10 protein-coding genes are annotated in these 12763 nt (G+C 72.6%); all 10 read left to right on the top strand.

Annotated elements, in window-relative coordinates:
* Positions 1-27: 27 nt before the first annotated feature.
* The 10 genes from IPJ17_08830 to IPJ17_08785 are packed head-to-tail and all read left to right on the top strand — an operon-like array spanning position 28 to position 12762.
* A complete protein-coding gene (locus IPJ17_08830) occupies positions 28-1179 on the top strand; it encodes an alkaline phosphatase family protein (GenBank protein QQR75657.1) in 1152 nt (383 codons plus the stop codon).
* Entirely contained in the window at positions 1164-2690 is a 1527-nt protein-coding gene (locus IPJ17_08825) for an oligosaccharide flippase family protein (protein ID QQR75656.1), read from the top strand. The genes IPJ17_08830 and IPJ17_08825 overlap by 16 nt, the downstream gene beginning before the upstream one ends.
* Positions 2690-3916 carry a glycosyltransferase family 4 protein gene (locus IPJ17_08820; protein QQR75655.1) on the top strand — a complete coding sequence of 409 codons (1227 nt, stop codon included), beginning with the start codon at positions 2690-2692 and terminating at the stop codon, positions 3914-3916. The genes IPJ17_08825 and IPJ17_08820 overlap by 1 nt, the downstream gene beginning before the upstream one ends.
* On the top strand, positions 3913-5358 hold the full coding sequence (locus IPJ17_08815; protein ID QQR75654.1) for a hypothetical protein: 1446 nt from the start codon (positions 3913-3915) through the stop codon (positions 5356-5358). The genes IPJ17_08820 and IPJ17_08815 overlap by 4 nt, the downstream gene beginning before the upstream one ends.
* The gene (locus IPJ17_08810; protein ID QQR75653.1) at positions 5358-7049 is read left to right on the top strand and encodes a glycosyltransferase family 39 protein; all 1692 of its coding nucleotides are present in this window, start codon (positions 5358-5360) and stop codon (positions 7047-7049) included. Before IPJ17_08815 ends, IPJ17_08810 begins: the two co-directional genes overlap by 1 nt.
* On the top strand, positions 7046-7861 hold the full coding sequence (locus IPJ17_08805; protein QQR75652.1) for an AAA family ATPase: 816 nt from the start codon (positions 7046-7048) through the stop codon (positions 7859-7861). Before IPJ17_08810 ends, IPJ17_08805 begins: the two co-directional genes overlap by 4 nt.
* Positions 7858-10113, top strand: a complete 2256-nt coding sequence (locus IPJ17_08800; GenBank protein ID QQR75651.1) for a hypothetical protein — start codon at positions 7858-7860, stop codon at positions 10111-10113. Before IPJ17_08805 ends, IPJ17_08800 begins: the two co-directional genes overlap by 4 nt.
* Positions 10110-11216: a polysaccharide biosynthesis/export family protein gene (locus IPJ17_08795; GenBank protein QQR75650.1), complete on the top strand. Its 1107-nt coding sequence runs from the start codon at positions 10110-10112 to the stop codon at positions 11214-11216. The genes IPJ17_08800 and IPJ17_08795 overlap by 4 nt, the downstream gene beginning before the upstream one ends.
* Before the next feature lie 8 nt (positions 11217-11224).
* Complete coding sequence (locus tag IPJ17_08790) at positions 11225-12001, top strand: exopolysaccharide biosynthesis polyprenyl glycosylphosphotransferase (protein QQR75649.1); 777 nt, start codon at positions 11225-11227, stop codon at positions 11999-12001.
* Positions 11998-12762, top strand: coding sequence for a glycosyltransferase family 2 protein (locus IPJ17_08785; GenBank protein ID QQR75648.1), 765 nt, complete (start codon positions 11998-12000; stop codon positions 12760-12762). The genes IPJ17_08790 and IPJ17_08785 overlap by 4 nt, the downstream gene beginning before the upstream one ends.
* Position 12763: the final 1 nt, after the last annotated feature.

The raw sequence follows: 12763 nt of genomic DNA, 5'->3' as shown, positions 1-12763 counted from the left end.
CTTGGCAGGACCTGGGGGGGGCGACGAATGGGCGACCGCTGCGCCGTTGTAATGTTCGTCGACGCGTGTGGCTGGGAGGTCATCCGATCCCGGCCCTGGTTCCTCGACAGGCTCCCCTACCGACAGAAAGCCGCGTCGCTCTTCGGGTTCTCCTCGGCCTGCGTGCCGGCGATCCTCTCCGGACGCCGTCCCGACGAGAACGACCACTGGTCGAGCTTCTACTACTCGCCGGCCACCAGTCCGTTCAAAGCCCTGAAGCTCCTGCGGGCGCTGCCGGCCTCGCTCTTCGACCGCGGACGGGTCCGGCGCTACCTCTCCAAGGCGATCGCCGTCGCCTACGGCTTCACCGGGTACTTCCAGATCTACAACCTGCCGTTCGAGGTCCTGCCGCTCTTCGACTACGCCGAGAAGAAGGACATCTTCAAGCCCGGCGGGATCAACCGCGGCCCGAGCATCTTCGATCACCTCGTGGCCACCGGCGTGCCGTACCACGTTTCGAATTGGCACAACTCCGAGGAAGCGAACGTCGCGGCGCTGCGCAGCGCCGTCAAGGCGGGCGAGCCACGCTTCGCGTTCCTCTACAGTGCCAATCTCGACGGCCTGATGCACGAGGTCACCAAGGCCTCGCCGGCAGTCGACGACAAGCTCCGCTGGTACGAGGCACAGATCGACAGCCTGCTCGCCGACGCCCGCCAGCGCTACGGCGAAGTGCGCTTCGCGCTCATTTCCGATCACGGCATGGCGACGATCCACCGAGTGGTTGACCTGATGCCACGCATCGAGGCGCTGGGGCTCGCGTTCGGCGTCGACTACGCCGCCGTCTACGACTCGACGATGATCCGCTTCTGGTACTTCCGCGACGGCGCCGAAGCGCGGATCCGCGAGGCGCTGCCGGGCGACGCCGACGGACGCTGGGTCGAGCGGCCGGAGCTCGAGGCCTACGGCACCTTCTGGCCCGATCATCGCTTCGGACAGGGGATCTACGCCCTCGATCCCGGCGTGTTGCTCAACCCCTCCCACATGGGGCGGGTGGCGCCGGCGGGGATGCACGGCTACCGGCCGGAGCACCCCGACTCGGACGCGACTCTGCTCGCGTCGTTCACTCCATCCACCCCGATCCGGTCGATCGTCGATTTCCACGGCCTCATGCGGGAGATGGCCGAGTGGGCGATGGCCTAGCGGCGCCCTCGGCTTCGCAACGTGTCGCCGGCCAGGCCCTCTGGTCGGTGCTCGCCAAGGTCGCCACCCTCGCCGGCACGCTCGGCGTCTCGGTGATTGCCGCGCGCCTGCTCGGCAAGGACGCTTTCGGCGTCTGGTCGCTCGCCCGCAACCTCGGGACGTTCGGCGTCCTGCTGGTCTCGGCCGGTCTCGACCGGGCGCTGCTGCGCTTCGTGCCGGAGCTCGAGACCCAGGGCTCGCGACACGGCGTGCGACGGCTCTTCGTGTGGGTCCTGCTCGCGCAGCTCGCGCTGCTCGTCGTCGCGAGCGCCTTGCTGCTCCTCCTCGCGCCGCTCTTCGAGCAGCTCTTCACCCCCGAGCTCGTGCCGCTGCTGCCGCTCGTCTGCCTCTTCGCCGCGGCGTTCACCCTGAAGGAGTCGGTCTACCAGCTGCATTTCGCGCTCGCCCGCGCCCGCGTGCTCACCATCGCCACGGCGATCACCGGCTTCGGCTGGCTGGCGCTGACCTGGTGGTGGCTCCGGGGCGGCGGCGGGGCAGCGGCGGCGCTTGCCGCCCAGGCCGCCGCACTCGCCGCGGCGATCGCCTACCTCGCCCCGTCGCTGCGCCGCAGCCTCGCCGAGATCCCCGACCGCTCGACGACGGAGATCGCCCCGCGCCGCGTTGCCGCCTACGCCGGCTCGCAGGTCGGCTCGAGCCTGGTGAACCTGATCGTCCAGCGGCAGTCGGAGGTCTACTTCCTCGCCGCCGTGGTGCCGCCCTCGGTCGTCGGCTTCTACGACCTCGGCTACTCGCTGCCGCAGCTCGGGCTCGAGCTCGTGCCGCTCTCGCTCTACGCCGTGGTGCTCGCGGCGATGACCGCCACGGTGCAGCGCGATCCGACGCGCCTCGGCTCGCTGGTCGGCTGGTACTACAAGCTGCTCGCCGTGGTCACCGTGCCGTTCGCCCTGCTCGGCGCCGCCTGGGCCGATCGCGGCGTGCTGCTGCTCTACGGCGCCGAGATGGCGCCGGCCGGCGACCTGGCGCGGATCTTCTCGGTGGTCCACCTGCTGCCGTTCGTCTCCCTGCCGATCGGCGCGGCGCTCAACGTCGTCGAGCGCTCCCATCGCACGCTCGGCTTCGGCCTGGTGCAGGTGGCGGTCAACCTCGGGCTCGACCTGCTGCTCATCCCGCGCTTCCACGTCGCCGGCGCAGTGGCGGCGGTGGTGCTCTCGCTCGTCCTGGTGACGCCGGTGACGATCCGCTACGCCCTGCGCCAGACCGGGCCGCTCGAGTTCCCGTGGCGCTGGATGCTGCGCCTCGTCGTCGCGCTCTCGCCCGGCCTGCTGCCGGCGCTGGCGCGCCCCTGGCTCACCGGCTGGTGGGGGCTCGCCGTCGGCGTCGGCGCGGGCGCCGCGCTGATGCTGCTCGGCCTGCGCTTCTCCGGCCTGCTCGGCTCCGAGGAGCGCTACCGGCTGCGCGAGGCGCGCTTCCCCGCCAAGCGCTGGCTGCTTCTGCTGCTCGGGGTCTCCTGATGCGCATCGCCCACGTCGCCCGCCGCTTCACCCCCGCCGCCTGGGGTGGCACCGAGAGCGTCGTGGCGTCGCTGGCGCGCGCACAGCGCCGCGCCGGCCACGCGGCGGAGGTGCTCTGCACCGCCGCGCTCGACCGGCCGGGAGCGGCCGTAGTGCTGGGCGTGCCGGTGCGCCGCTTTCGCTACACCTACGCGCGGCTCCCGCTCTCCGGCGCCGCGCGCGCCGCCCTCGACCGCAAGGGCGGCAACCCGCTGTCGCCGGGTCTGATGGCCGCGCTGCTCGCCGGCGAGCGGCCCGCGGTCGTGCACTGCCACACGATGCAGCGGCTCGCTGGACAGGCGCGCTGGGCGGCGCGACGCCGCGGCGCCGCCTACGTCGTCCAGCTGCACGGCGGCGAGTTCGACGTGCCGCCCGAGGAGGTCCGCGAGATGACGGCGCCCGGCCGGCGCGCTCTCGACTGGGGGAAGATCCCGGCGGCGCTGCTCGGTACCCGCGCCTTCCTGCGCGGTGCCGACCTGGTCCTCGTGCTTTCGGCAATCGAGCTCGAGCGGGCGCGCGCCGCGCTCCCCGGAGTGCGTGTCGAGCGGCTGCCGAACGGTGTCGACCCGGAGCGCTTCGCCGGCGGCGACGGCGCCCGCGCCCGCGCCCGTCTCGGCATTCCGGCGAGCGTGCCGCTGCTGCTCACCGTCGCCCGCGTCGACCCGCAGAAGAACCAGTTGGCGCTCGTCGACCTGCTCGCCGCGCTTCCCGGCGCCCACGCCGCGCTCGCCGGCCCGGTCACCGTGCCCGGCTACGACGAGACGATCCGCCAGCGCGCCGGCGAGCTCGGAGTCCTCGATCGTCTTCACCTGCTCGGCGCGCTGGCGCCGGAGAGCGAGCCACTCGCCGACCTCTATCGCGCCGCCGATGTCTTCGTGCTGCCCTCGCGTCACGAGCCGTTCGGCATCGTCGTGCTCGAGGCCTGGGCGGCGGGGCTGCCCGTGGTCGCGACGCGCGTCGGCGGTCTCGCCGAGCTCGTCGAGGACGGACGCACCGGTCGGCTCTGCCCGCCCGCCGACGGACCGGCGCTTGTCGCCGCGGTCGCCCCGCTCTGCCCGCCGGGAGCCGCGCGCGACCGCCTGGTCGACGCCGCGCGCACCGAGGTGGCGACGCGCTACGCTTGGCCGGCGGTCGCCGCGCGGCTGGAGACGCTCTACCGCGAGATTCGCCAGGGGGGCCGAACGTGAACGCTCACCGCCTGCTCGTCGCCGCCGCCTGGGCCGCCCTCGCGGCGGGCGCTCTCCTCTTCGCGCTCAACGCCGTCGACCTCCTGCGTGGCGACATCCCGGGCGACTATGTCGAGGGCGTCGTGCTCACCGCACAGCTCGACGCGGCCCGCGGCCATTCGGCGTTCACCCCGGACGGCTGGGCGGCGCCGCCCTACCGGACCCATCTCTACGGGCCGGTCGACTACCAGCTCGGCGGCTGGCTGCTCGCGCTTGCCGGCGGACGACCGACGCTGCTCGCCGGGCGGCTGCTCTCGCTCGCCGGCCTCGCGCTGGCCCTTGCCGCCCTCGGGCGTCTGTCAAGACGGGCTCTCGAGCTCTCGCGGTCCGCGACGCTCTTCGGAATTCTCGCACCGCTCGCCTTCGTGCCACTGCTGATCTTCGCGCCGCAGAACCGCGTCGACACCCTGGCGGTCGCCTTCTCGCTCCTCGCCCTCGCCGTCGGGGCCGGGACGTTCCGCCTCACGCCGTCGCTGGCCAGCGCGCTCGCCGCCGCGCTCGCCACGATCGCCGTCTTCACCAAGCCGACGGCGATCGCCGCGCCGGCGGCCTTGGTGCTCTGGATGGCTTCCGAGCGCCGTACCCGCGATGCCGTGCGCTTCGTCGCCACCGCGGTCCTGCTCGGTCTCGCCTGGCTCGCCGCGCTCCATGCGCTCACCGATGGTGGCTTCGCCGCTGCGGTCTTCGGCTTCAACGGCGCCAACCCGTTCGCCGCCGGCGGTCTCGCCAAGATGATCCAGGTGGCGTTCGCCCAGCCGCTGCTGCCGGTCGCCGCCGGCCTGGCGATCGCCGGCGTCGTCGAGGGGCGGCGCGAGGAGCGCCTGCTCTCCGGATACTTCCTGCTCGCCCTGGCGCTCGCCGTCGCCACGGTCGGCAAAGTCGGCGCCAACGCCAACTACTTCATCGAGCCGGCCTTCGCCGCGGCCCCGCTGCTCGCCCTCGGCTGGTCGCGAGTCCGCGAGCTCACCGCGGGCGTTGCGCTCGCCGTGGCGCTCCTCGTCGCAATGCTCGCCGGTGCCGCGCCGCGTGTCGCCATGGAGTTGCGCGGCCGTGCCCAGCGCTCCGCCACCGAGGCCGAGCTCGCCCCGCTGCTCGCCGGCCGGCGCGTGCTCACCATGGAGGTGACCTCGGTGCTGCGCGCCGGCGGCACGCCGTACCTGAACGATCCCTACATCTTCGCGTGCCTCGCGCGAGCCGGGAAATGGAAGGAAGATCGTCTGCTCGCCGACCTGGAGACCGGGGCGATCGACGTGGTGCTCGCCGACGCCGATCTCGCCACGCCGAACCCGGAGTTCTCGAACTGGTCGGCGGCGGTGCGCGCGAGCGTCGTCCGGCGCTACGATCTCCAGAAGGTGCTCGGACGGAACCTCTTCCTCTACCTGCCGAAGAAAGCGACCTCCTGATGCGTCGGCACGCGGGGGTCGCCGTCGTCGTCCTGCTACTCGCCGTCGCGGCCGGGCTCCGCCTGGTCCGCCTCGGCTGGCCCGACCTCGTCGGCGGCGACGAGGGCTACTACGGCACCTACGCCCGCAACCTCCTCGAAGGCGGGCTCGAGCAGTGGCTCAACCTCGGCCGCGAGCCGCTCTCGGCCCCCGACAACAAACCGTTCCTCTTCCCGGCACTGCTCGCCGTTCCGGTCGCGCTCGCCGGACCGACCGGGTGGGCGCTGCGCAGCGTCCCGGCGCTCGCCGGATTCGTCGCCGCCGCGCTCGCCGGGCTGCTCGTGCGGCGTCGCTTCGGCGCTGCCGCCGGCTGGAGCGCGACGATCGCGATGCTCCTCCTGCCGCCGCTGGTCTACGCCTCGCGGGTGGTCATGGGGGAAGGGATCCTCGTCGCCTTCGGCCTCGCGGGGACCTGGGCCGCCGTGCGCGCTCTCGAGGACGATCGCAGCGGCCTCGCCTGGATCGCCGGCGCACTCTGGGGTTGCGGCTTTCTCGTCAAGCTCTGGCTGGTCGGTCTCTACATCGCCCCGGTCGTCCTCGCCCTGCTCTGCAGTCGCCGGCGCTTCGCGCCCGCACCCTGGGGGCGCCTGGTGCTCGCCGCCGGTGCCTTCGTGCTGGTGGGCGGAGCCCACCTCTTCCTCGTCGCCCTGCTCTCGCCGGCGACGATGCCGCACTGGATCGAGCAGTACTTCATCTTCTCGCTCTTCGGCCGCGCCTCCGGCCAGGAGTTCGCCGCCTATTGGCACCAGCCCTGGAGCTTCTATCTGCGAGCGACGCTGCAGACCTGCTTCATGGCCTGGCCGCTCGCCGTCGTGGCGCTCACCCAGCGCACCGAGGCGGCCGAGACGGAGGAGCGCTCCCTGCCGCAGCTCGTGCTGTGGGGCGCCCTGGCGGGCGAGCTGCTGCTCGTCTCGTTCATGGGCGTCAAGCTCCGCCAGTACTCGTTCCCGCTGCTGCCCGGCCTGGCAGCGCTCGCCGGCATCGGCGCGGCGACGCTGCTGAGACGCCCGGAGCGGGTCCGCCCGGGCGCGGCGGCCGCTCTCACCGCGGCGGCGCTCCTACCGCTCGCCGCCTGGCAGCTCGCCGCGACGCCGCTCTTCCCCTCGCGGACGATGGCCGCCGCCGTCGCCCTGACGCTCGCCGCGAGCGCGCTCCTGCTGGCGTTCGGCGGCGGCGCCTCGCGGCGCCGGCTCGCGTTTCCGACCCTGGTCGGGGCGATGACGCTTGCCGCGGTGGCCGGCTCGACGCTCACCGTGCAGCGCGAATGCCTCGGCCATCGCACCGGCTACCGGGAAGCCGCAGCGGCGATCGCCCCGTACCTTGCCGAGCGCACGCCGACCGACGCCGCATTCCTGGCACCCGAGCTGCCGGCATTCCAGTTCCTTCTCTTCCGCAGCGGTCGCTACTGGGCGACGCCCTACGAGGCGCGCGGGGTCGAAGAGCAGCTCGCGTTGGCCGCCGACCCGCGCTTCGCCGCCTTCGTGACCACCGATCGCGCCGACCTCTACGGGGGAGCGACGCCGCCCGCGGTCGTCGACTGGCTCGCCGCCCACCAGCGCGAGATCACCGCCGAGGTCGAGCGGTCCGCCGGTCGTTCGCTGCCGATCCGCGTCTTCGTGCGCCCGCTCGCCGCACCGGGGGCACCGCGATGATCTTTCCGCCGAGCTGGCACCTCGCGCGGGCGCCGTTCGAGAGCGCAGCCGACGCCGCGTTCTTCTACCCGTCCGCCGATCACAGCGAGGCGCTCGCGCGGCTCGAGTACCTGGCGCGCGAGGGCGGCACCCAGCTCGGCCTGCTCACCGGCGAGATCGGCTGCGGCAAGTCGCTCACCCGCGGCGTTTTCGCCGCCCGCTCGGCCAACCAACGCCGCGTCGCCGAGATCACCTCGAGCCACTATCCTTTCGCTGACTTGCTGCGCGATGCGCTCCTGCAACTCGGCGCCGGCGAGCTGCCGGCCGGCGCGAGCGAGCACGACCTCGTCGTCCGCCTGCGCCGTCTGCTCGCCGCGCGGGAGGCGCCGGTGGTGCTGCTCTTCGACGAGGCCCAGGAGCTCGATCACGCCGCGCTGGTGGGACTGCGCGCCCTGGCCAACCTCGACGACGGGCGGCCCGAGCTCAAGCTCGTCCTGGTCGGGCAGCCGGAGCTGCGGCAGAAGGTCCTCGCCCTGCCGCAGCTCGACCAGCGCGCCGGGCTGCGTTTCCATCTGCGCGCGCTGCCGACCACAGAGACCGGCGACTACCTCGCTTTCCGGTTGCGCGCCGCCGGTCACCCCGATGGTCGGCTCTTTGCCAGGGAGGCGGTGGACGGTCTCGCCGCCGCCTCGCACGGCGTGCCGCGCGAGATCAATCGCCTGGCCCGCCTCGCCATGGCCCTCGCGGCCCGCCGTGGGGCGAACGACGTCGGCGCCGCCGATGTCGACGCGGTCGTCGCCGACCTCGAACGCCAGCGTGGGGTGAGCGGATGACCGAGCGACCACCCGAGGGCTTGCGAGTCCGCGACCTGATCGACGACTTGCCGTCGGGCGCACCTTCCGGCGTGACGCCGCCGCCGCTGCTGCCGCCACCGGCCGAGTCACCGTCGCCGCCGTCGCCATTGCTGCCACCCATGCTGCCGCAAGTGGTCGTCGAGACCGGCGGCAATCGCGAGGAGGCCAGCGCCGGGTTGCCGTTCGATCCGCGCCTGCTCCTGCTCGGGATCTGGCGTCGCCGTCTGCAGGTCGCGGCGATCGCCGGCCTCGTCGCCTTCGCCGCCGTCGCCGTGGCGCTGCTGACCCGCACGCGCGAATGGCAGGTCTGGGTGACGATCCTCCGCAAGCGCGAGCAGAAGGAGTTCCTCGTCACCTCGAACACGCCGATCGTCAAGCTGCAGGTCTACTCGATGCCGACCGTCCTGCGGCTGGTCAAGGTCAACGAGAACCTGCGGGCGGTCATCGACGGCCTCAAGCTCGGCGTCGAGCCCGCCGCCCTCTCGCAGCGCATCCGCGTGGAGAACCCGAAGGACACCGATCTCGTCGAGATCCTCGTCACCTGGCCGGATCGGCAACAGGCGGTGGAGATCGCCAACACGCTCGGTCGCGCCTTCGTCGCCAACGTCGACCGGCTACAGAAGCTCGAGGCGATCCAGGCCTACGACTACCTCTCGACGCAGCTCGCCGAGACGCGCGCCCGCACCGGGGCGCTCGAGCAGCAGCTGGTCGCCTTCAAGGAGAAGAACGGCGTCGTCAAGCTCTCCGAGCAGGCGGGCCGGTTGATCGAGAAGCTCTCCGAGTTCGAATCCCTCGCCGAGAAGGAGCGCCTCGACGCCGGCATGGCCGCCGACGCGATGCGCACGACCCGCGACGAGCTCGCCAAGCAGTCGGGCACCGTGGTGGCCTCGACCTACGTCAAGAAGCCGGTGCAGGTGCGCCTGCTCGAGCTGCAGACGCGTCTCGCCGACCTGCTCTCGGTCTACACCGAGGAGAGCGCCCAGGTCCTCGAGCTGCGCGACGACATCGCCCGCGTCGAGGAGCTGGCACGGCAGGGGCTCGAAGAGCAGCTCTACGAGAAGACGGTGTCGCGCAATCCCGTGCTCTCGGTGCTCGAACAGGCACTGGTCGAGCGCACCGTCGAGGCCGCCTCGCGCGAGGCGCGCGCCGCCGGCTATGCGGCGGTGCGCGACCGCTTCCGCGCCGAGCTCCTCCAGCTCCCCGAGGTCGAAGCCCAGCTCGCCCGGCTGCAGCAGGATCTCGACACCCTCTCGGAGGTCGAGAAGACGCTCGCCGCGCGCGTCGAGGAGGTGCGGATCATCCGCGACTCGACGGCGGCCAACTTCTCGATCATGCAGGAGGCTCGCCTCCCCGACGACCCGGTGCCCGGCAAGGCGAAGCTCATCGTCGCCCTCGGCCTGCTGCTCGGCGTGGCGCTGGGCGTCGCCGTGGCGCTCGGTCGCGAGCTGCTCGACTCCCGCCTCAAGGCGTCGAGCGAGGTCGAGCGCGCCCTCGGCACCGTGCCGCTCGGCGAGATCCCGGAGCTGGCCGCACAGCAACTGCCCCTCGTCGTCACCACCGCAGGAGCACCCGGGTCGGAGGCATTCCGCGAGCTGCTGACCCAGGTGCTCCTGCGCCGCCCGGAGAAGGGGAACTGGACGCTGCTGCTCTCGGGGGCGAGCCATCTCGAGGGTCGCACCACCGTGGCGCTGAACCTCGCGTTCGCCGCCGCACAGCGCGGGCTCGACGTCTGCGTCGTCGACGCCAGCCCGCGCAAGCCCAGTCTCGGGCCGCTCGCCCCGCGCCTCGGGCTCGACGTCCAGGCGCCGGGGCTCGTCGCCGCGCTACGCGGCGAGGTCGACGCGGTCGCGGCGCTGCAGCGGCCGGTGAACGGCGGCCCCTGGTTCCTGACGGTCGACGAGCGCCGGCAACCGGCGCACGAGCTCTTCGCCGGACCGGCCGCGGCGCAGGTTCTCGCCGCGCTGGCGGCGCGCTTCCCGCTCGTCCTGCTCGACGGCCCTCCGGTGCTCGCCGGAACCGAGGCGCTGCTCGCCGCACCGCTCGTCGACGGCATCCTCTTCGTCGCCGAGGCGCATGGCGAGCCGCGTGCCGCGCATCGCGAGGCGCTCGCCCGCCTGGGCACGACACGGACTCCCGTGATCGGCACGATCCTCAACCGCGTCCAGACCGCCTACCTCCATCGCTTCGCGCCACGTCCGAGCCCGCTCGGCGAACCGGGAGGTCGCCGATGACCGCACGCTGCCGCTGGCGCGGAGCCCTCACCGTCGGATCCGCCCTTCTTCTCGGCGGCTGCGCCGCCGCTCCGCCACCGGCGACGACCCCCACCCGACCCCACGCCGCCGCGACACCCGCGCCCCCTGCGACACCGCCGGAATCGGCTGCGGCCGGGACGATCCCGGCGGAGAAAGCGCCGCCCGCGGCCATCCCCGCCCCGCCGCGCCTCACCGGTCCGGTGCTGCCGCAGTGGGAGTCGATCGAGGCGGCGCGCGGCGCCGGGCCGGGGATCTACCTGCTCTGGCCGAGCGACGTCGTCGACATCATGGTGGTCGGCCACGAGGACCTGCGCAAGGAGCTCCCGGTCCGCCCGGACGGCAGGATCAGCTACACCTACCTCGGCGACCTCCAGGCGGCCGGGATCTCGACCGACGAGCTGCGAACGACGATCGAGGAGGGGCTCAAGAAGTACCTGCGCCATCCGCAGGTCACCGTCGTGCTCAAGAAGGCGCGCGACGCGCAGTACGCGATCCTCGGCAAGGTGGTGCGCCCGGGGGTCTACCCGATCAACGGCCCGGTGACGATCATCACCGCCGTGGCCGAGGCCCAGGGCCTCGCCTCGGGCCAGTACGAGGGCTCGACGATCGAGGTGGCCGACCTGCAGAACTCCTACCTCGTCCGCCGCGGCAAGGTCGTGCCCGTCGACTTCGAGGCGCTCATCCATCGCGGCGACACCACCCAGGACGTGCGCCTCGAAGACGGCGACTACATCTACCTGCCGTCGGCCCTCGCCCAGGAGGTCTACGTGCTCGGCGAGGTCTTCAAGCCGCGCTCCTACGGATTCCGCGGTCGGGTGACCCTGCTGCAGGCAGTCGCCGAGTCCGGCGGCTTCCGTCCCACCGCGCGGCTCGGCGACGTGGCGATCCTGCGCGGACAGTACGGCAGGAAGGAGCTCATCCCGGTCGACGTCAAGTCGATCATCGGCGGCAAGCTCGCCGACCCGGAGCTCGCGGTGGGCGATGTCGTCTACGTGCCGCGCTCGCGCCTCGCCTCGGTGGCCGAGGTATTCAACCAGATCATGCCCGGGCTCCTGGCAGTTCAGCTGGGGCGCTCGTTCTGAGGACGACCATGGAAACCGACAACGCGTCCCAGGTCCCGGCGCCCGAGGTCGGTCGCCGCGAGCGGATCGACGCCGCCGCCGAGGCGGACCTCGTCCGTCGCTGGGAAACCCTGCTCGGCTCGGCGCGCGGCGTGCAGCGCCTGCGCCTGGCGACGAAGCGCTGGGCGTGGAGCAGCGTGGTCGGCGGCTCGCGGCTCGTCAAGCGGGTCTTCGACCTCCTCGTCGGCGGTGCGATGCTGGCGCTCTCGGCCCCGGTGTGGACGGCGCTGGCGATCGCCGTCCGGTTCGACTCGCCGGGGCCGGTCTTCTTCACCCAGACGCGCGTCGGGCGGCGCGGCCGCCTCTTCCGCCTCTACAAGTTCCGCACCATGTACGTCGACGCCGAGCGGCGCAAGGCCGAGCTCGAGAAGCACAACGAGGCCGGCGGCGTGATCTTCAAGATGAAACACGACCCGCGGGTGACCCGCGTCGGCCGCCTGCTGCGCCGCACCTCGCTCGACGAGCTGCCGCAGCTGCTCAACGTCCTGCGCGGCGAGATGTCGATCGTCGGCCCGCGGCCGCCGGTGCCTTCCGAGGTCGTGCAGTACACCCCGGCCGAGCGGCGCCGCCTCGACGCCGAACCCGGCCTGACCTGCATCTGGCAGGTGTCGGGACGCAGCAACATTCCGTTCGACGGGCAGGTCCGTCTCGACGTCCAGTACATCGAGACGCGGTCGTTCTGGAGGGACCTATGGATCCTGGCCAAGACAGTGCCGGCGGTTCTGCTCGGGAGGGGCGCGTATTGAGCTCTCCCACCCCGTCACCTCGCCTTTCGGTGGTGATTCCCGCCTACAACGAGGAGGCGCGCATCGCCGACACCCTGGTGCGGGTCAAGGACTTCCTCCAGCACTGGCACGCCGCCGGCGAGGTGATCGTCGTCGACGACGGCTCGCGCGACCTGACGCTCGAGGTGGTCAAGACGATCGACATCCTCGGCCAGGTGATGAAGGAGCAGGAGACCTCGCGCATCGTCACCGACGGCCGCAATCGCGGCAAGGGCGAAGCGGTGCGGCGCGGCCTCGAGCTCGCGCGCGGCGAGCACGTGCTGTTCAGCGACGCCGATCTGTCGACGCCGATCGAAGAGGTCGAGAAGCTCCTGGCGGCCCTCGATGCCGGCGCCGACATCGCGATCGGCTCGCGCCGGCTGCCGACGAGCGACGTCGAGCCGCAGCCGTTCCATCGGCGCCTGATGGGAGGCGTCTTCGCGACCCTGGTGCGCACGCTCGCCGTCCCGGGGATTCGCGACAGCCAGTGCGGCTTCAAGTGCTATCGCCGCGAGGTGGCGCACCGGCTGGCCTCCCTGCAGCGCATGCCGGGCTTCTCGTTCGACGTCGAGCATCTCTACCTCGCCCGGCGGCTCGGCTACCGGGTCGCCGAGATCGGCGTCCGCTGGGTCGACGCGCCGGGCACCAAGGTCAAGCCGATCCGCGACTCCTGGCGGATGCTGCGGGACCTCTTCCGCATCCGCCGTCTGCACCGAGGACTCTCCGGAAACGCGGCGAGGTGAC

Source organism: Holophagales bacterium (assembly GCA_016699405.1).
GTDB lineage: Bacteria > Acidobacteriota > Thermoanaerobaculia > Multivoradales > JAGPDF01 > JAAYLR01.
Note: the sequence above shows the minus strand (reverse complement) of the source record. Positions and strands in the feature narration are given on the sequence as shown.

Bases quoted from the DNA above. Each gene is read 5' to 3' on its own strand.
- IPJ17_08830 (QQR75657.1), top strand. From the start codon at position 28: ATGGGCGACCGCTGCGCCGTTGTAATGTTCGTCGACGCGTGTGGCTGG.
- IPJ17_08820 (QQR75655.1), top strand. From the start codon at position 2,690: ATGCGCATCGCCCACGTCGCCCGCCGCTTCACCCCCGCCGCCTGGGGT.
- IPJ17_08810 (QQR75653.1), top strand. From the start codon at position 5,358: ATGCGTCGGCACGCGGGGGTCGCCGTCGTCGTCCTGCTACTCGCCGTC.
- IPJ17_08805 (QQR75652.1), top strand. From the start codon at position 7,046: ATGATCTTTCCGCCGAGCTGGCACCTCGCGCGGGCGCCGTTCGAGAGC.
- IPJ17_08800 (QQR75651.1), top strand. From the start codon at position 7,858: ATGACCGAGCGACCACCCGAGGGCTTGCGAGTCCGCGACCTGATCGAC.
- IPJ17_08795 (QQR75650.1), top strand. From the start codon at position 10,110: ATGACCGCACGCTGCCGCTGGCGCGGAGCCCTCACCGTCGGATCCGCC.
- IPJ17_08790 (QQR75649.1), top strand. From the start codon at position 11,225: ATGGAAACCGACAACGCGTCCCAGGTCCCGGCGCCCGAGGTCGGTCGC.